Here is an 18,132-nt window from a genome sequence, read left to right on the forward strand (position 1 = left end):
CAATCCTGATCTGTTGCTTGTGGGAAGGTGATGAATAGGTTATTTCTCTGTGACATTGGCGGCATCCGGCACGGGTTCTCCAGCCATGTGGTGCGAAATCCACAGCAAAAACAAACAGTAAAATGCAGGAGCAAATATGAAAAAGGTCGTGATGGTTGCCGTGGCTGCGGCCCTGCTGGGTGGCTGCGCCGTCAAGAATCAGGTATCCCACAGCTTGCAGGCGATCCCGCTGACTGCCTTCCAGCAGAGCGAGAGCAACCCCAATCAGCGCGTCTACAAGGAGCCGGGCGTTGACCTGCGCCAATACAATGAGGTGCTGCTCGATCCGCTGCAGTTTATCCGGCAGGAGAACGGTCAGTGGTATCTGCTGACCGCCAACGAACAGAACCAGATTGGCCGCTACTACCACGACAAGTTCCAGAGCGAGCTGATCAAGCAGGGCGTCAAGATCGCCACCGCCCCCGGCCCGAAAGTGATGCGGATCCAGGCCGCTGTCACCAACTTCGACCTGACCCGCCCCGACCCCAAGCTGCGTGACCTGCTGCCCGCCAAGATCGCCATCAACGTCACCCGCGAAGTGATCGGCAAGGAGCCTTATCTGCTCAAGGTGGGCAGCATGGCCCAGCTGCTCGACTCCCGGAGCGGCAAGCTGCTGGTACGGGTGATGGATGCCCGTGAGAGCACGGACAGCACCCACAAGGATGAGCCCATCACCGCCGGGGAGATGGAGAAGATGATCGACCAGTGGGCGGCCAGCCGTGCCAAACAGCTGGCGGACAATCTGGGGCGCTGATCGACTGGCGCGTCCAAGCGGGGCGCAGCGGGAGCCTTTTGGGCTGCAATAATGGCAAGATGTTGATAAGGTGGTCATTTTGCAGGCAGGAGAAAATGATATGAAACGCGTGTTGTTAACCATCCTTGTTGCTGGCCTGTTGAGTGCCTGCAGCACCTCGTCACCCACGCCTGAGTGTGCACCGATGGCGGGTGGCTGGCAGAGTCAGACGTTGCCCAATGCTGAAGGGGAGGCTGCGTTGGCCAGCGTGCTGGCTCGCATGAACACGGCCGCCAAGCTGCAGAGCATCCGCGAGGTGCGCAGCCAGGTGGTCTCCGGGGTCAACTACGACATCGAGTTCCAGCTCGACAACGGAGAGGTGTGGAACACCCGTGTCTATCGGGATCTTGCCGGCAACTACCAGATGACCCGCCCGGCTGCACAGGGCGAGCTTCCTCCCTTGCCTTGCGTCAAGGCCAAGTAATTCCTGCTTGTTGAGCCCCTCGTCAGAGGGGCTCATCTGACCAGAAAATTTCTGCTGTTCTCCCCGCATTCTGACAGTCAGGATGACCCTTCCCGTGACTGCATCCTCATAGAAAAGGAACCACTATGAATCGCCACCCCTGCATCAAACACTGGAGCGAGCTGCAAGAGCAGACGCCGCGCTATTACTCCGGCAGTCAGGAGCCCCTTTCCCGCGGCTGCGCCCTCGGCAAGCACTTCGGCTTTAGCCGCATCGGAATTCACCACGAGATCGTCGAGCCCGGCCATCGCACCAGCTGGCCCCATGCCGAGAAGACCGAAGATGAGTTTGTTCACGTGCTGGAGGGGACGCCGGATGTCTGGCTCGATGGTGTCCTCTATCGGCTGCAACCGGGGGATTCGGTGGGTTTCAAGGCCGGTGACGGGCTGGCCCACGCCTTTATCAACAACACCGAGGAGATCGTCAGGCTGCTTTGCATTGGCGATACCGATCGGGAGGACAACCGCATCCACTACGCCGTGCATCCCGAGCGCAATATCACCCTCGGCAAGCTGCACTGGGATGACGTGCCCGAGCGTGAATTGGGTGGTCACGACGGCCTGCCCGACAAGCTGCGCGAGAGCAATGGCCCCTTCTAGGGCGCAGCCTTTCTGCGCACCAGCCCCGTACCACCCGACATAAAAAAGCCTGCCGCGTGGCAGGCTTTTGCTATCTGTTTGCCGCCTGTGGCGTGCCGCGCTTATTGCAGGTTGAGCCCGCCCAGATAGTCACGCTTGCCGAGATCGACCCCGGCGCGGCGCAGCAGGGCGTAGGCCATGGTGAGGTGGAAGTAGAAGTTGGGAATGCCGTACTCATGGACGCAGGTATGGCCATCCATCCCCTTGCCGCCCGCCCAGTGGGGCACGTAACGGCCGCTGGCGTACTGGCTGTAGTCCGCGTCCAGCTTGCCTTGCAGATAGCTGATGGTCTTGCCGATGTGGGCGCGCAGATCGGCCATGGTTTTGGGGTCATCTCCCAGCACCGGCAGCTCGCTGTGGCTGGCGGTGGCCACCACGGCGCGGGCCGAATCGCAGCAGATCAGCACTTGCTTGGACAGCGGCAGCATATCGACGATCAGCCGCTCGCCGAAGAAGTTCTCCACGTTGAACTGCTTCGCCGCGGCGTGAGCCTCGGCCTTGACCAGACAGTGGTCGAGGTTGGTCAGCATCTTGATAAACTGGGCGGTGATATCGCGATTCATGAGCACTCTCCATCTTGTTGAAACAGCGGCCCGCGTGTGCGGCCACGGTGAATGAGACTGGCTAATCGGCCACCAATATACCCCAACCGCTGCCGGGTTCGAGCCTACCACGATGAAAACGGCAGGGCAGCGCTACTTCGCGCGACAACCGTTGGCCAAGGGGCAGCGCTCGCTTTTTGAGCCTGTGAGTCCCTTATCACCCCTTTTTTGATCTGTGACATAAATCACCTTTTTTCAGGGGCGTAGGCTGAATGCGTTGTCCTGGACACGCGCCTGCGCATCCGCCAGGACACAAGAAAAGGAGAATGAGATGAAGATCTATGACCGTAACCGCAATGTGCTGAACCTGGGTCAGCGCGTCATGATTGCCGCCACTGGCGCAGTCGATTTTCTGAAAGAGGCCCACACCGACAATATGACCCCCTATCAGGCGGAGCATGAGAAGTGCGTGCTGCTGGCAAACTCCGGAGAGCGTTACGCCCCCATCGAGTTGATTAGACTAGGCTGATCCCTTTCCCTGTCACCCTACTCTTTACAATTCACCCGGCCGCCGCGCCCCATCTGGCGGCCGGGTTTCTGATTTCCCCCACCTTCATCCCACCAAATGCTGAAAAATTGAACCGGGTCACATCCCGCTCGATTTGAGCGATTGTCAGCCAGCGCAGGCTCATGCGAACCTTTAAATCCCGTTAACCCACTAAAAAATAACGACTATGTTCAGGCAAATAATGATGGGTGCCGCCCTGCTGTCGGCGGCGCTGCTTTCCGGTTGTGCTTCCGTACCCATGGCCGATGCCACCGCAGACGCGCAGGCCAAGCAGTTTGTAGCCCCCAAGGATGCGGCCAACCTCTATATCTATCGCAACGAGACCTTCGGTGCGGCGGTGAAAATGCCGCTGCTGGTGGATGGTATGGCGGTCGGCGATACCGTGGCCCACACCTACATCCTCAAGCAGGTGACACCGGGCAGCCACACCATCACCTCCAAGTCGGAGAACGATGCCACCCTGACCCTCAGCACCGAGGCGGGTAAAAACTACTACGTATGGCAGGAGGTCAAGATGGGCCTGCTGATGGCCCGCTCCAAGCTGAGTCAGGTCGGTGAGGAGGAGGGCAAGCAAGGGGTGATGGAGAGCAAGTTGGTCAAGTGACCAGAGGCTTTCACCAAAAACAAGGCGTAGCTCCACCAGTTACGCCTTTGCCCGAAAGTGGGTGTTCCAGATTTCCTGTCCATGTAGGTTCGATTAGCGAAGCGTAATCGGACGATCGCGTAATGGAACATCCGCGTCATCACGGCCCGCAAGCAGATCGAAGTGAGGCAAGGCTATGCTTGGCTTTTCGGTCTCAACGAGGGGAAAGGGATGGCCAATTGGCGGCGGGCATGGTGGCCCGGAGGAACCTGGTTCTTTACCGTCAACCTGCTGGAGCGGCGTAACAACCGGTTGCTGGTGGAGCAGATCGACCTGCTGCGCCACAGCGTTGCCAAGGTGCAACAGGCTCACCCCTTCGCCATTCATGCATGGGTGGTGTTGCCCGACCATCTCCACTGCATTCTCTCTTTGCCGGAAGGGGACACCGATTTCCCCCTGCGGTGGCGGCTGATCAAAAGCCACTTTTCCCGCGCCTTGCCGGTCAATGAGCGGCGCAGCCAGACGCGGTTACGTCACGGGGAGCGGGGCATCTGGCAACGCCATTATTGGGAACATCTGATCCGGGATGAGCAGGATTACCGCCGCCATATGGATTACGTCCATATCAACCCGCTCAAGCATGGTCATGTCACGCGGGTGGCCGATTGGCCGTATTCCACCTTCCATCGTTATGTGGCGAGCGGTATCTATCCGCCGGAGTGGTGTGGGTCGGTGGATGGGGCATCGGGGGGATTGGAGTGAACCCTAAAAGGGTTGTTCCGTTGTAAGCGACCGATAATGCGAACGTCTTACGCGATCGTCCGATTACGCTTCGCTAATCGAACCTACGGTCCTACCTACCGTAAGAAAGAATCTGGGGTACATAAATACTGTGCTTCAAATCGATCTTTAATTTGTAGGAAGCTAAAGCGAATGCTGCATTCAAGGACTTTTCTGCTGAATCCTTATCCACTTTCTCATTTCGATGCGCAAAACCATTTCGTGCATTTTTAGCTTGCGTTATCAATGCAATAACAGATGAATACTCACGATAGTTAGCAGTGCTTTGTACTTTTGATAGCATGTCATCAAACTTCGGTGAGTTCCCATTTTTATTCATGTTGCCATTTGCTTCTCTTAAGAAAATATCAAGTATGATATGCTCTATGATAAACCAAGAGAGAATTAATGAGGTACTGTAGTCACTATTTAAATACTCGCTTTCAGATTTTGATAGAATGTTTAAGCATTCAATTCCCTTCTCATCTAAACGTTCTAAAACATCAAAAGCCTTTTTGTATGCATCAACATAAATTTGGCCATCTCGACTTTCTAATTCTTTGAACTCAAGATTCATAGCTGAGGTTACATTAGGGCATGTCGGGATGAATGTTGTTGGCTCATCAAGGCTTTGACCGCTTTCACCGAAGAATTTCATGCACATGGTTTCATGAATGGTGATTTCTATTGGGATAATTGGCGTGGCACAGCCTGAAGTGTAATCCTTTGATGTCAAAGCTAGTAGATAGTTATAGACATTAGCGACCTTAATTAAATTTTTACGCAATTCAACAGTTTTGAAAAAGTCATCCTCTTGTGTTGTTGCTAGTCTCTTTGTGTTGCTTGATATCCAAACCATACCCGGTCTTGTTACTATTATAGAAAGATCTTTCCCTTCAGCAGCAAAAACCACCTCTCTTATAAAAAGAGATTTATTTTTTCTGGCATTAAAGTCATACCAATGCTCATCAGCATCTACTACAACCCAAACATATGGTTTTGGTGTAAAACCTAAAAAGTAAACGTTATTCATTAGCGTTGCCTGGTAATTAATTTTAATGCATTAATAACACTTGTTGTAACCTGATGCCAGCATCGTAGGTTCGAATAGCGAAGCGTATTCGGACGATCGCGTATTTAAAGTTGTCGCGATGGGTCATATAAAAACCAACCCGGCCTAAGCCGGGTTGGTTGTATCAAAAGGCGGGAAAAATCAGAGCGCTTCCAATCTGGCATACGCCGTCACCAGCCACTTGGCGCCGACGTCGTCGAACTGGATCTGCACCCGGCTCTGCTGGCCGACCCCTTCGAAGTTGAGTACCACCCCTTCACCGAATTTCGGATGGAGTACCCGCTGGCCGAGCTTGATGCCGCTGGCGTCGAAGCTCTGCTGCACCTCGTTCTGGCTAAAGCGGCCGTACTGGGTGGGGCGGCTGACCTGAGTGCGCAGCCGGATCTCTTCCAGGCACTCGGCGGGCATCTCGCGGATAAAGCGGCTCGGCTTGTGGAACATCTCGCGGCCGTAGATGCGGCGGCTCTCGGCATAACAGATGTAGAGCTTCTCCATGGCGCGGGTCATGCCGACGTAACAGAGACGGCGCTCCTCCTCCAGCCGGCCCGACTCCTCGGTCGATTGCTGGCTGGGGAACATCCCTTCCTCGACGCCGACCAGCAGCACCAGCGGGAACTCCAGCCCCTTGGCACTGTGCAGGGTCATCAGCTGCACCGCATCGGCATATTCGTCCGCCTGATTCTCGCCGGATTCCAGCGCCGCGTGGGCGAGGAAGGCGGAGAGATCGCTCATATCCTCCAGCTCGTCCGGGCGCTGGTACTGGCGGCAGGCGGTGACCAGTTCGTCCAGGTTCTCTACCCGCGCCTGGGATTTCTCGCCCTTTTCCGCCAGATACATCGCCTTGAGGCCGGAGTTCTGGATGGCGATATCCGCCTGCTGGTGCAGCGGCAGCATGGCGACCTGCTCCTCCAGCGCGTCGATCAGCTCGACAAAGCCGCGCACCGCATTGCCGGCGCGACCGGTCAGCACCTTGTCGTTGAGCAGCGCCTTGGCCGATTGCCACAGGTTGAGCCCCTGATCGCGGGCGTTGCCGCGCAGGATCTCGAGGGTGCGATCGCCGATGCCGCGGGTCGGGGTGTTGACCACCCGCTCGAAGCTGGCGTCGTCGCCACGGTTGTTGATAAGACGCAGGTAGGCCATGGCGTCTTTAATCTCTTGCCGCTCGAAGAAGCGCAGGCCGCCGTAGATGCGGTAGGGCATGGCGTCCTGCATCAGCGCCTCTTCCAGCACCCGTGACTGGGCGTTGGAGCGATAGAGGATGGCGCAGTCGGCCAAGAGGCCGCCCTTTTCCTTCCAATCCTTGAGGCGGCCGACCACGAAGCGCGCTTCGTCCACCTCGTTGAAGGCGGCGTAGAGCGAAATCGGCTCACCCTCGGCCCCTTCGGTCCACAGCTCCTTGCCAAGACGCTCGGCGTTGTTGGCGATGACGCTGTTGGCGGCCTTGAGGATATTGGCGGTGGAGCGGTAGTTCTGCTCGAGGCGAATGGTCTCGGCGCCCTGATAGTCGGTCAGGAAGCGCTGGATGTTCTCGATCTTGGCGCCGCGCCAGCCGTAGATGGACTGGTCATCGTCGCCGACGATCATCACCTTGCCGCTGTTGCCCGCCAGCATCCGCAGCCAGGCGTACTGGATGCCGTTGGTATCCTGAAACTCGTCCACCAGGATGTTCTGGAAGCGGTCGCGGTAGTGCTCGAGGATGTGCGGCTTGTTGAGCCACAGCTCGTGGGCGCGCAGCAGCAGCTCGGCAAAGTCCACCAGACCGGAGCGATCGCAGGTCTCCTGATAGGTCTTGTAGGTCTGCTGATAGGTGCGGGTGACGGGGTCGCCGTAGAGGTCGATGTCGCCGGGGCGCAAGCCTTCATCTTTCTTGCCGTTGATGTAGCCCATCACGGCGCGCGGGGCCCAGTGCTTCTCGTCGAGGTTGAGCGCCTTGAGCACCCGGCGAATGAGCCGGTACTGGTCGTCGGAGTCGAGGATCTGGAAATCCTGCGGCAAGCCCGCATCCAGATGGTGGGCCCGCAGCAATCGGTGGGCGATACCGTGGAAGGTGCCGATCCACATGCCGCGCACGCCGTCGCCGATCACTTTTTCGACCCGGCCGCGCATCTCGGCCGCCGCCTTGTTGGTAAAGGTGACCGCGATGATGGAGAAGGGTGAACAGCGTTCCACCTGCATCAGCCAGGCGATACGGTGCACCAGCACCCGGGTCTTGCCCGAGCCGGCACCGGCCAGCACCAGCAGGTTGCTGCGGGGCGCCGCAACGGCATCTCTTTGCTTGTCGTTGAGCCCGTCGAGCAGGGTTGAAACGTCCATCACCACTCCTGTTTATTTATACAGGCGGGGATTATACGGCCATCCCCCCTGCCAGACCAAATCCAAACTCGGGGGGAGGGGCGAGATGGGGACTTGCAAGGGCGCCGGTGCGGCCATTTTTGGCTGACGCAGAGAGAACGGGACGGGGAGGTCTCCAGCTGTAGCCAATCCTTGCTCGCGCGGTTTGTGGGGATTTTGCGAGCCGGATCACGGGCTTGCCGGGGGGCTGGATGAATAACAGGGGAAAACGGTTTACAGTAACTTGATGAACAATAAGAGAAATGTCGTTTGGGTCTTTTGGTTGTTAGCATAAAAAACTGAAAAGTAGCTAAAAAACAACTGCTTATAAGGTTATTTGCTTAGAATTCAAACCGTTAACGCAAACGTTTTTCCCTTATCATTTGCTTGACCCGCATCGGGGCTGACTTAGAGTAAGCCTGCGTGCTAGATAGCCTGCTCTGACAGGCAAGCAAGTTCCCTCACTTAATAACAATCAAGGATACGATCGTGACTAAAGTGCTCAAGCTGGCCACCGTGGCCTCCCTCACTCTCGCTGCTCTCTCTGCTCAGGCTGCTTCCGAGCCAGCCGTCATTTATGACACCGCGGGCAAGTATGACAAATCATTCAACGAAGCCGTGTTCCGTAACGGCGTCGAGCTCTACAACAAGGACAAGGGCGTCAAGGTTAAAGAGTTTGAACCCCAGAACGAAGCCCAGCGCGAGCAGGGTCTGCGTCGTCTGGCCAGCCGTGGCAACGGCCCGATCGTGGCGGTCGGTTTCAACATGGGTTCTGCGGTAGAGAAGGTTGCGACCGAATTCCCGAAAACCCAGTTCACCATCATCGACATGGTGGTCGACAAGCCGAACGTCCAGTCCGTCATCTTCAAGGAGCATGAAGGTTCCTTCTTGGTGGGCGCACTGGCAGCCATCGCTTCCAAGAGCGGCAAGGTCGGCTTCGTGGGCGGCATGGATATCCCGCTGATCCGCAAATTCCAGTGCGGTTACGAGCAGGGTGCCAAGTTCGTCAATCCGAAGATCGAAGTGTTCCAGAACATGGCGGGCTCCACCCCTGCCGCGTTTGCTGACCCGGCCAAAGGTGCCGAGCTGGCCAAGTCCCAGTTCGCCAAGGGTGCTGACGTGGTTTACGCCGCAGCTGGCGGTACCGGTATCGGTGTCTATCAGGCAGCCAAGGACAGTGGCAAGTTCGCCATCGGTGTGGACTCCAACCAGAACCACCTGCAACCGGGCACCATGCTGACCTCTATGGTCAAGTCTGTGGGTCTGGCCGCTTACCAGACCTGGGATGACGCTGCCAAAGGCGAGTGGAAGCCGGGTATCAAGAACCTGGGTCTGGCCGAAGGCGGTGTGGATTGGGCTCTCGACAAGGACAACGAGAAGCTGATCACCCCGGAAATGAAAGCCAAGGTGGATGCCATCAAGGCTGAAATCATCGCTGGCAAGGTCAAGGTTCATGACTACATGAGCGATAACACCTGCAAATACTAATTAGATAGCTGCTACGACTCTCAACGCACCACCGGCCCGCACGGGCCGGTTTTTAGTCTTATTTCATGAAACGCAGGGCTGCATCATGGACCAGACAGATCGCTATGCCATCGAATTAAGAGGTATCGATAAGCGGTTCGGCGAAGTGTACGCCAACAAGCTGATCGACCTTAAGGTTCGCAAAGGCAGTATCCACGGCATTGTCGGCGAAAATGGCGCCGGTAAGTCCACCCTGATGAGCATCATTTATGGTTTTTACCATGCCGACAAAGGCGAGATGCTGATCGACGGGAATCCTTTCAAACCCCATGGCTCACAAGATGCGATTGCCGCAGGCGTGGGCATGGTTCACCAGCACTTCATGCTGGTCAACAACTTCACCGTATTGGAAAACGTCATCCTCGGCGCTGAGAACGGCTGGCACCTTCAGCAGAGCGTGGCGTCAGCCGAAAAGCTGCTGGGCGAACTGGCGCGGGATTATGGCCTAGACGTGCCGCTGCACGAGAAGGTTGAAGATCTGCCGGTTGGCTTGCAACAGCGGGTCGAAATTCTCAAGGCGCTCTATCGCGGCGCCCGCATCCTGATCCTCGACGAGCCGACCGGGGTACTGACCCCGCAAGAGGCGGATCACCTGTTCGAGGTACTGAAAAAGCTGCGGGATCAGGGGGCAACCATCATCCTTATCACCCACAAGCTGCGGGAGATCCTGGCCATTACCGATCAGGTCTCCATCATGCGCCGTGGCGAGATGGTGGCACACGTCGCCACCAAGGATACCGACAAGGAGCAGCTGGCCGAGCTGATGGTGGGCCGCAAGGTGCGCCTCAAGGTCGACAAGGGGCCAACCCAGCCCGGTGAAGCCAAGCTGAAGATCGAAGGGCTCAGCTACGTCGATGCCAGCAAGGTGGAGCGGGTCAAATCGGTCAGCTTCGAGGTGCGGGCCGGTGAAGTGGTCGGCATCGCCGGGGTCTCCGGCAACGGTCAGTCCGAACTGCTCAGCCTGCTTGGCGGTATTCTCAAGCCGAGCAAGGGCGGCTTCACCATCAGCAGCCGCAGCGGCGTGCACAAGGTGAGCGCAGAGCACCCGGCCGATCCGGAGCTGGTGCGCAACTACGGCCTCGGTCATGTGCCGGAAGATCGCCACAAGATGGGGCTGATCAACCGCTTCGAGGCGAAAGAGGCCTTCATTCTCGGTTATCACCGCCGTCCGCAATACAACAAGGGGTGGCTGCAGAACAAGGAGGCGATCCAGCAGGATTGTCAGGCCAAGATGGAGAAGTGGGACGTGCGCCCGCCCCATCCCGATCACAAGACCGCCAACTTCTCCGGTGGCAACCAGCAGAAGCTGGTGATCGCCCGTGAAGTGGAGCAGGACCCTGATGTACTGTTGATCGGCCAGCCGACCCGCGGGGTCGACATCGGCGCCATCGAGTATATCCACCAGCAGATCATCGCCATGCGCGACAAGGGCAAGGCTGTCTTGTTGGTTTCGGTGGAGCTGGACGAGATCATGAGCCTCGCAGACCGGATTCTGGTCATTGCCGATGGTCGCATCGTCGGCGAGCTGGATGGTGCCAAGGCGGACGAGCGCACCATTGGTCTGATGATGGCGAACATAGTGCCGGACGAAGTTGCTGGCGTGTCTGGCATAGCCAAGGAGGCCCACTGATGAGCCAAGTACGTATTCCTGCCTGGGTCTCCGTAGGCGTCTTGTCTGCGGTCAATATCCTGCTGGCCTTCCTGGTGTCGGCCATCCTGTTCTACTACCTCGACATCAACCCGGTCGATGCCGCCAAGATCATGTGGTACGGCGCGTTCGGCACAGGTGAAGGGGTCGGCTTCACCCTCTACTACGCAACCGGCTTTATCTTTACCGGTCTGTCGGTGGCGGTCGCCTTCCACGCCGGTCTGTTCAATATCGGTGGCGAAGGTCAGGCCTATATCGGCGGTCTCGGTGTCGGTCTGGTCTGTCTGATGCTCGGCGATGTGCTGCCGTTTGCCCTGCTGTTGCCGCTCTCCATCATTGCCGGTGGTCTGTTCGGTGCGGCCTGGGCCTTTATTCCGGCCTGGCTGCAAGCCAAGCGCGGCAGCCACATCGTTATCACCACCATCATGTTCAACTTCATCGCCGCCTCCCTGATGGCCTATCTGCTGGTGGAGGTGTTCAAGCCGCCCGGCTCGATGGCGACCGAGAGCAAGGTGTTTGCCGAAGCAAGCTGGCTGCCCAAGATGAGCGGGCTGGCGAACCTGTTCGGGATGGAGATCCCCAATAGCCCGCTCAACATCAGCTTCTTCTGGGCGCTGATCTGTGCGGCGCTGGTGTGGGTCTTTATCTGGCACACCCGCTGGGGTTACGAGATCCGCTCGGTCGGCGCCAGCCAAAGCGCCTCCGCCTACGCCGGTATCTCCTATCCCAAGGTGGTGATCCTGGCCATGGTCATCTCCGGCATGCTGTCGGGCTTCTTTGCCCTCAACGTGCTGCAGGGTGAGCTGCACCAAATCAAGCTCAACTTTGTGGAAGGGTTCGGCTTCACCGGTATCGCGGTGGCGCTGATGGGGCGCAACCATCCGGTCGGCGTCATCATCGCCAGCCTGCTGTTCGGTTTCCTCTATCAGGGGGGCGCCGAGCTCAGCTTCGAGTTCGGTGTCGACCGCAACATCGTGGTGGTGTTGCAGGGTCTGGTGATCCTGTTCTGTGGCGCCCTTGAGCACATGATGCGTCCGCGCATCGAGCAGCTCTATCTGGCGTTTGCCAACCGCTCAGCCGCGCAAGCTAAAGGAGTCTGATCATGTTTGAAATTCTGATCCTGATGCTGGATGCGACCATTCGTACCGCACCGCCTCTCATTCTGGCGGCCATGGCGGGCATGTTTTGCGAGCGCTCCGGGGTGGTCAACATCGCGCTGGAAGGCAAACTGCTGGCGGCGGCGTTCGCCAGTGGTGCGGCGGCGGCGGTCTCCGGTTCTGCCTGGATAGGTCTGGGGGCCGGGGTGGGTGTCTCCATCCTGTTCGCCCTGATGCACGGTTTTGCCACCATCACCCACCGCGGTGATCAGGTGGTGAGCGGCATGGCCATCAACATTCTGGCTGCCGGTCTGACCGTCACCCTGGGCCGTTACTGGTTCGATCAGGGTGGCCAGACTCCGGCGCTCTCCGGTGATGCCCGTTTCGCCCCCATCGATCTGCCCTATGCCAAGGAGCTGTGGGATGTGCCGGTGATCGGCCAGCTCTACAGCGAGCTGTTGAGCGGCCACTCCCTGCTGGAGTACGTGGCCTTCGCCTGTGTGCCGCTGGCCTGGTGGGTGATGTTCCGTACCCGCTTCGGTCTGCGGCTGCGGGCGGTGGGTGAGGCGCCCGCAGCGGTCGATACCGCCGGTATCTCTGTGGTGCGGATGCGCTACACCGCGCTCCTCATTGGCGGCCTGCTGGCCGGTATCGGTGGCACCTATCTGGCGGTGGCCCAGACGGCCCAGTTCATCCCCAACATGAGTGCGGGCAAGGGCTTTATGGCACTGGCGGCGCTGGTGTTCGGCAAGTGGCGTCCCTGGAATGCCATGGCCGCCTGTCTGCTGTTCGGCTTCCTCGATGCGGTCGCCATCCGGCTGCAAGGGGTCAGCATCGGTGGCTTCGCCATTCCGGTGCAGGCCATCGAGGCACTGCCCTACATCCTGACCGTATTCCTGCTGGCCGGCTTTATCGGCCGCGCTGTGGCCCCCAAGGCACTTGGTACACCTTATGTGAAGGAGCGGGAGTAGCGCCCTTTAGCGCGATATTCCCGATCACGCAGATAACAGCAGGCCCACTTCGGTGGGCCTGTTTTTTTATGGGCGGGATGGGGCAGACCAGCCGGGATCTGGATGGCGTGAAGGGATAAAGGGGCTGCGTGAGTTGCTGCGGGGAGCGGTTGGCGTACAAGAGCTGACCCTCTGCCTGCACCATCAAAAACCCCCTCGTATCAGGAGGGGGTTGCAGAGGTTATTGCCGGGTTAACCCTGAGGTTCAGGGTGCCAGCACCAGCTTGTAGACGCCAAAGCCGGGGTGTTTGGTATCGGTGGGTGGCAGGGTCTCCACATAGTTCAGCTTGCCACCGGTCAGGGCTTGCGCCTCGCTGCGTGGCGAGCTGTAGATGCGCAGATCCAGATTGGCGGGCAGGGGGGCCAGCTGCCAGTTGTTGTCTGCTGGAGGCTCGAAACCGGCCGGATTCTTCTCTGCCAGATCCTTGAGGTATTCGGAGAGCACTTCGCGGGTTTCGAACTGATCTTCATGGACGATCACCTTGGCGTTGATGCCCGGGAAGTTGCCACCACCGCTGGCGCGGTAGTTGTTGGTCACCACGTAGAACATCTGGGCCGGGTCGATTGCCTTGCCCTGATAGGTGAGGTTGGTGATGCGATAGCTGTCGCTCACCTTGTTGCCATCCACATCGTAACGGGCGGGTTTGGTCACATCGACCTGATAGTTCACCCCGTCGATCACGTCGAAGTTGTAGGTGCGGTACTTCTCGTTCACCAGCCACTGGGTGGCGGTGCTGGCGGCATCGATCTTGTTGAACTGGACGGCGCTCTTCTCCAGCCACTCCTGTACGGTCGCGCCATTGATGGCGACCACCTGCAGGGTGTTGGGGTAGACATAGAGGTCGGCCACGTTGCGCAGGGAGATATTGCCAGCCGGTACATAGGTGAAGTCGGTCGGGCCGTTGCGACCGCCGCGGAATGGCGCGGCGGCGGAGAGGATGGGCCATTTCTCCTTGAGCTGACCATCCTGTTGCAGTTTCTTGGCGTGCCACAGCTGGGCGTCGCTGACGATCTGGATGGAGGGGTCATCCTGCACCAGCGCGAAGAAGCTGTGGATCGGCTTGGTGATCTTGCTGAGGGGCTCGTCCAGCCACTGGTTGGCCTGCTCGTGCTCGGCAATGACCTGATCGACCACCGCCTGATCTTCGGTGCTGGTGGCGCTACTGTCGATCTTGCGCAGCTGGGACTGGCTGGAGGCCACTTCCCAGCGACCCTCTTTCCAGGTCATGTGCAGGTCGATGATGCCGAGGTGGTTGCCCCAGACGCCCGGCATCACGGTCGGTACGCCCGCCAGGGTGCCTTTCTCGTTGTCCACGTCGGTCATGTTGGGGTAGTCGCCCGGGAAGGTGCGGTGGGCATGGCCCAGCAGCAGGGCATCGACCCCTTTCACCTTGGCCAGCGGCAGGGCGGCGTTCTCCATCATGGGTTCGCGCGGGTCACCAATGATGCCGGTGTGGGCCACGACCACGACGATGTCAGCACCCTTGGCGCGGATTTCGGGTACATAGTGCTCGGCGGTCTCGACCATATCGGCCACCACCACCTTGCCTTCCAGATTGCGCTTGTCCCACTGGGTGATCTGGGGCGGAGTCAGGCCCAGCACCCCGACCTTGATGGTCTGGGTATTGCCGTTGGCATCCTTCACCTGACGATCCAGCACCACATAGGGTTTGAACTTCTGCTTGCTCCAGTCGATGGTGCCCTTGCCATCACGACTGAAGGCATCGGCCTGGAAGACGTTGGCGTTGATGTAGGGGTAGTTGGCCCCTTTCAGGGTCTCCGAGAGGAAGTCGAGACCGAAGTTGAATTCGTGGTTGCCCAGGTTGCCGACATCATAGCTCATGGTGTTGAGCGCCTTGATGGCGGGGTGGGTCTGCTTGCTCAGCCACTGCTGTTTGACCTGCTGGTCGTGGATATAGTCGGCCAGCGGGGTGCCCTGGATCAGGTCGCCGTTGTCGATCAGCAAGTTGTTGGCGTTCTCTTCGCGGGCCTTGCGGATCAGCACAGCGGTGCGGGCGAAGCCCAGCGAGGCATCCGGCTTGTTCTGGTAGTAGTCGTAACTCAGCAGGTTGGAGTGGATATCAGAGGTTTCGATCAGCCGCAGGGTGAGATCACCGGGGGCCTGAGAGTTGTTGTCATCACAGCCGGACAGCAAAAAGATAACTGCCACCGCGCTCAGTTTGAGGGTGGTTTTCATTGTTGGATTCTCTTGTTATGGGTATGCCAGCGTGGTGCATTCTATCGACAGCAAAAGAATCCTATTGTGAGCAGGCTGGCAATTCGGGCTAATTATCCTCCTGTTAATAGAGTTATGACTCTGATTTTCATCTGTTTTTTCGGGTCGCTACCCTCGCTGCTTTTTCGCCGTTAGTCACCCTGTAGTCACCGCCGTGCGGTCGGGGCAAGCGGCGCGGCCAAGCGCTTCTGCGAGGCTGTAATGGTTGGTTACAGATCTCCATTCGACTGATAGATGACCTTTCCCTTAAATTCAGCGGCGATTGATTGCATCTAAAAAATTACAAAGCGACAGCAAGGAATAAAAACTCATGAAAATGCACAACAAAGCGCTGCTGGCAATCGCCTGCGCTGCGGCCCTGTCTGCCTGTGACAGCGAAAAAGCTGCCAACAGCATTGCCAAGCGGGTGCCACTGGCCCTGCCGGAGGCGGGTCTTTACCAAGCGAATCTGATGAGCCGCGACGGCGACAAGGCGACGCCGCGCATGATCAAGGATCTGGATGGTCTGGCGCTGGTCTACCCGAAGGGTGAAACCGTGCAGTACTGGGGTGTCTGGGTGGATCATCAGGTGGGCAAGGTCGAGACCAACAGCCAGTGGCTGGGTCAGGCTGACCAGAAAGCCGACAAAGACGGGATCTACCCGGTGCAGTTGATCCGCAACAGCGAACGGCTCGGCACCAGCACGGCGCTCAGCTCGGTGACCAACGACCACAACCTCATCACCTTCCAGGATCAGCCGGTCATCGATCTGCAGGGTAAGGAGATCAAGCGCTGGGTTTTTGATTTCACCCGAACCGGCACCACCTTCTCCGACAACTCCCCCATCTATTCCGGTTTCAGCGGTCATGTGGCGGTGACAGCCCTGACCACCAAAGCGGTGACCACGGCCAGCTGGAGTGCCACGGGCAGCGATGGCTTCAGCAGCGACATGGTGGGCAAGGTGGATACCACCAACAACGGCGGCAAGCTGACGGTAGCGATCGAGTTCCCGGCGGCAGGTTGTACGCTGGTGGGCGAGGGGAGTGCCACTGCAGGGTTGAGCAAGCTGACCATGACCGGGTTTGGCAAGTGCAACTTCAAGCAATCCGCTGCCGCCACGCCGATCGAAAACCTCTGGAATGCCGCTCTGGCCCGGGCGATGGATAACCGCGTCGCCTATGTCACCACCTTTACCACGGATGCCAAAAAAGAGGCGCTGGTCATCGGCTTCCCCGACACCAATGGCTTGCTGATCACTGCTGACAAGCGATAAGCAGCCCAACGGCAGGGGCGGGCAAACGCGCCTGAAACAACAAGGGAGCCAGTGGCTCCCTTGTTGTTTTCAACGCACGGTTTACAGCAGGAACAGGGTCGCCAGCCCGAGGAAGATAAAGAAGCCGCCGGTGTCGGTGATGGCGGTGATCATCACGCTGGCCCCCACAGCCGGGTCGCGGCCGAGGCGGGTCATGGTCATGGGGATGATGACCCCCATCAGCGCCGCCACCAGCAGGTTGAGCACCATGGCAAGCGTCATCACGGCGCCGAGCGCCGCATCCTGATAGAGCAGATAGGTGGCTACCCCCATGGTGCCGCCCCACACCAGCCCGTTGATCAGCGCCACCCCAAGTTCGCGCAACAGCAGGAAGGAGAGGTTGCCCGCCTGAATGTGCTGCAGCGCCAGCGCCCGCACTATCATGGTGATGGTCTGGTTGCCGGTGTTGCCGCCGATCCCGGCGACGATGGGCATCAGGGCCGCCAGCGCCACCAGCTGGGAGATGGTGTGCTCGAACAGGCCGATCACCCGCGAGGCGACAAAGGCGGTGCAGAGGTTGATGGCAAGCCAGGCCCAACGGGTCTTGACCGCCTTGGAGACGGGTGCGAACACATCCTCCTCTTCACTGATACCCCCCATCCGGCGCAGGTCGGTATCGCTCTCTTCATAGACCAGGTCCACCACCTCTTCGACGGTGAGGCGGCCCATCAGCTTGCCCTTGCCATCCACCACGGCGGCGGAGAGCAGGTCATCCCGCTCGAAAGTGCGGGCGGCCGCTTCATCGTTATCCTCCGGATCGAAGGTGACCGGATCCTGCTCCATCACCGCATTCACCCGGGTGTCCGGCTTGTGCAGCAGCACCATGGTGAGCGGCAGCTCCCCCAGCAGGTGGTTGCGCCGATCGATGACGAACAGCTTGTCGGTGTTGGCGGGGATCTTGCCGCGCAGGCGCAGATAGCGCTGCACGGTGGCGAGCGTCACCTCGGGGCGGATGGTGATGATCTCGAAATCCATCATGGCGCCGACGGTGTGCTTGCCGTAGCGGATCACCTCGCGCACCCGATCCCGGTCGGCGGGGGCCATATAGGTGAGCAGCCGTCCCATCAGGTTGCGCGGCAGATATTGGCCCAGATAGATCTGATCGTCGATGTCGAGGGTGCGCAGGGCATCGAGCAGCTCTTTGTCGCTCATGCCGCTGATGAGGCTGTCCCACACCGTCTCCGACGCCTCGACCAGAGTCTGGCCGCGCTTCTCTTCACTCACCAGCGCCCACAACACGTGGCGCTCATCCGGCGGCAGCGACTCCAGCGCATCGGCGACGTCGGCGGCGGGCAGGCTGTTGACCAGCCGGGTCAGCTCGCAGGTCTGGTCGCGCTGTTCGGCATCCTGCACCACCTGCGGATCGAGCAGGCTGTCGGTGAGGGCGTCATCGCGCAGCAGCAGGGTGAGAATGCGGGATCTGTCTTCCGCACGCTGCCGGGCGCTGTTTTTGATGGGAAGAGACATGAAGAGGTTCCTGAGCTGGTGGCCACGGGGCCGAATAGCCATAGGAT

At 58.9% G+C, this 18,132-nt stretch carries 17 protein-coding genes; 11 read left to right on the forward strand and 6 right to left on the reverse strand.

Translation table 11 applies throughout. The features are described 5' to 3' along the window. Positions 1-136: 136 nt before the first annotated feature. The 3 genes from G5380_RS11490 (at position 137) to G5380_RS11500 (ending at position 1,894) form a co-directional block, all read left to right on the forward strand. The gene (locus G5380_RS11490) at positions 137-793 is read left to right on the forward strand and encodes a DUF3313 domain-containing protein (protein ID WP_421209190.1); all 657 of its coding nucleotides are present in this window, start codon (positions 137-139) and stop codon (positions 791-793) included. Between the two features lie 100 nt (positions 794-893). Next, positions 894-1,256 carry a cystatin domain-containing protein gene (locus G5380_RS11495; RefSeq protein WP_421209191.1) on the forward strand — a complete coding sequence of 121 codons (363 nt, stop codon included), beginning with the start codon at positions 894-896 and terminating at the stop codon, positions 1,254-1,256. A gap of 125 nt (positions 1,257-1,381) precedes the next feature. Further along, positions 1,382-1,894, forward strand: coding sequence for a cupin domain-containing protein (locus G5380_RS11500; protein ID WP_421209192.1), 513 nt, complete (start codon positions 1,382-1,384; stop codon positions 1,892-1,894). Positions 1,895-1,995: 101 nt separating this feature from the next. Here the strand turns inward: G5380_RS11500 and G5380_RS11505 are convergent, their stop codons facing one another. Beyond that, entirely contained in the window at positions 1,996-2,496 is a 501-nt protein-coding gene (locus G5380_RS11505; RefSeq protein WP_213387864.1) for a DUF1993 domain-containing protein, read from the reverse strand. 310 nt (positions 2,497-2,806) lie between these two features. Here G5380_RS11505 and ydfZ point away from each other — a divergent pair, with 310 nt between their 5' ends. Continuing rightward, a complete protein-coding gene (gene ydfZ / locus G5380_RS11510) occupies positions 2,807-3,004 on the forward strand; it encodes a putative selenium delivery protein YdfZ (RefSeq protein WP_005342516.1) in 198 nt (65 codons plus the stop codon). A gap of 31 nt (positions 3,005-3,035) precedes the next feature. On the opposite strand, the gene G5380_RS11515 is transcribed toward ydfZ, so the two are convergent. Continuing rightward, positions 3,036-3,167 (reverse strand): hypothetical protein, encoded by a 132-nt coding sequence (locus G5380_RS11515; protein ID WP_421209194.1) that lies wholly within the window; start codon positions 3,165-3,167, stop codon positions 3,036-3,038. A 42-nt stretch (positions 3,168-3,209) separates the two neighbouring features. Here G5380_RS11515 and G5380_RS11520 point away from each other — a divergent pair, with 42 nt between their 5' ends. Together G5380_RS11520 and G5380_RS11525 are read left to right on the forward strand one after the other, a co-directional pair. Next, a complete protein-coding gene (locus G5380_RS11520; protein ID WP_346215095.1) occupies positions 3,210-3,647 on the forward strand; it encodes a DUF2846 domain-containing protein in 438 nt (145 codons plus the stop codon). A 210-nt stretch (positions 3,648-3,857) separates the two neighbouring features. Continuing rightward, positions 3,858-4,388, forward strand: a complete 531-nt coding sequence (locus G5380_RS11525) for an REP-associated tyrosine transposase (protein ID WP_421209195.1) — start codon at positions 3,858-3,860, stop codon at positions 4,386-4,388. A 91-nt stretch (positions 4,389-4,479) separates the two neighbouring features. Here G5380_RS11525 and G5380_RS11530 read toward each other — a convergent pair whose 3' ends face one another. Together G5380_RS11530 and uvrD are read right to left on the reverse strand one after the other, a co-directional pair. After that, a complete protein-coding gene (locus G5380_RS11530) occupies positions 4,480-5,439 on the reverse strand; it encodes a hypothetical protein (RefSeq protein WP_421352759.1) in 960 nt (319 codons plus the stop codon). 180 nt (positions 5,440-5,619) lie between these two features. Then, a complete protein-coding gene (gene uvrD, locus G5380_RS11535; RefSeq protein ID WP_421352760.1) occupies positions 5,620-7,791 on the reverse strand; it encodes a DNA helicase II in 2,172 nt (723 codons plus the stop codon). 507 nt (positions 7,792-8,298) lie between these two features. Between uvrD and G5380_RS11540 the strand changes: the two genes are divergently transcribed. From G5380_RS11540 to G5380_RS11555, 4 genes are all read left to right on the forward strand, one after another. Next, entirely contained in the window at positions 8,299-9,297 is a 999-nt protein-coding gene (locus tag G5380_RS11540; protein WP_005340803.1) for a BMP family lipoprotein, read from the forward strand. Between the two features lie 85 nt (positions 9,298-9,382). Further along, positions 9,383-10,966 (forward strand): ABC transporter ATP-binding protein, encoded by a 1,584-nt coding sequence (locus G5380_RS11545; RefSeq protein WP_421306987.1) that lies wholly within the window; start codon positions 9,383-9,385, stop codon positions 10,964-10,966. Continuing rightward, the gene (locus tag G5380_RS11550) at positions 10,966-12,084 is read left to right on the forward strand and encodes an ABC transporter permease (RefSeq protein WP_005357011.1); all 1,119 of its coding nucleotides are present in this window, start codon (positions 10,966-10,968) and stop codon (positions 12,082-12,084) included. Before G5380_RS11545 ends, G5380_RS11550 begins: the two co-directional genes overlap by 1 nt. 2 nt (positions 12,085-12,086) lie before the next feature. Beyond that, positions 12,087-13,052, forward strand: coding sequence for an ABC transporter permease (locus G5380_RS11555; protein ID WP_021230728.1), 966 nt, complete (start codon positions 12,087-12,089; stop codon positions 13,050-13,052). A 244-nt stretch (positions 13,053-13,296) separates the two neighbouring features. Here G5380_RS11555 and G5380_RS11560 read toward each other — a convergent pair whose 3' ends face one another. Next, positions 13,297-15,288 (reverse strand): bifunctional 2',3'-cyclic-nucleotide 2'-phosphodiesterase/3'-nucleotidase, encoded by a 1,992-nt coding sequence (locus tag G5380_RS11560; RefSeq protein ID WP_421352761.1) that lies wholly within the window; start codon positions 15,286-15,288, stop codon positions 13,297-13,299. Between the two features lie 349 nt (positions 15,289-15,637). Between G5380_RS11560 and G5380_RS11565 the strand changes: the two genes are divergently transcribed. After that, complete coding sequence (locus G5380_RS11565; RefSeq protein ID WP_337073684.1) at positions 15,638-16,579, forward strand: hypothetical protein; 942 nt, start codon at positions 15,638-15,640, stop codon at positions 16,577-16,579. An 81-nt stretch (positions 16,580-16,660) separates the two neighbouring features. On the opposite strand, the gene mgtE is transcribed toward G5380_RS11565, so the two are convergent. Then, complete coding sequence (gene mgtE, locus G5380_RS11570) at positions 16,661-18,085, reverse strand: magnesium transporter (protein WP_421352762.1); 1,425 nt, start codon at positions 18,083-18,085, stop codon at positions 16,661-16,663. Between the last annotated feature and the right edge of the window lie 47 nt (positions 18,086-18,132).

This window comes from Aeromonas sp. 604443 (assembly GCF_049170315.1).
Classification (GTDB): Bacteria; Pseudomonadota; Gammaproteobacteria; order Enterobacterales; family Aeromonadaceae; genus Aeromonas; species Aeromonas veronii_A.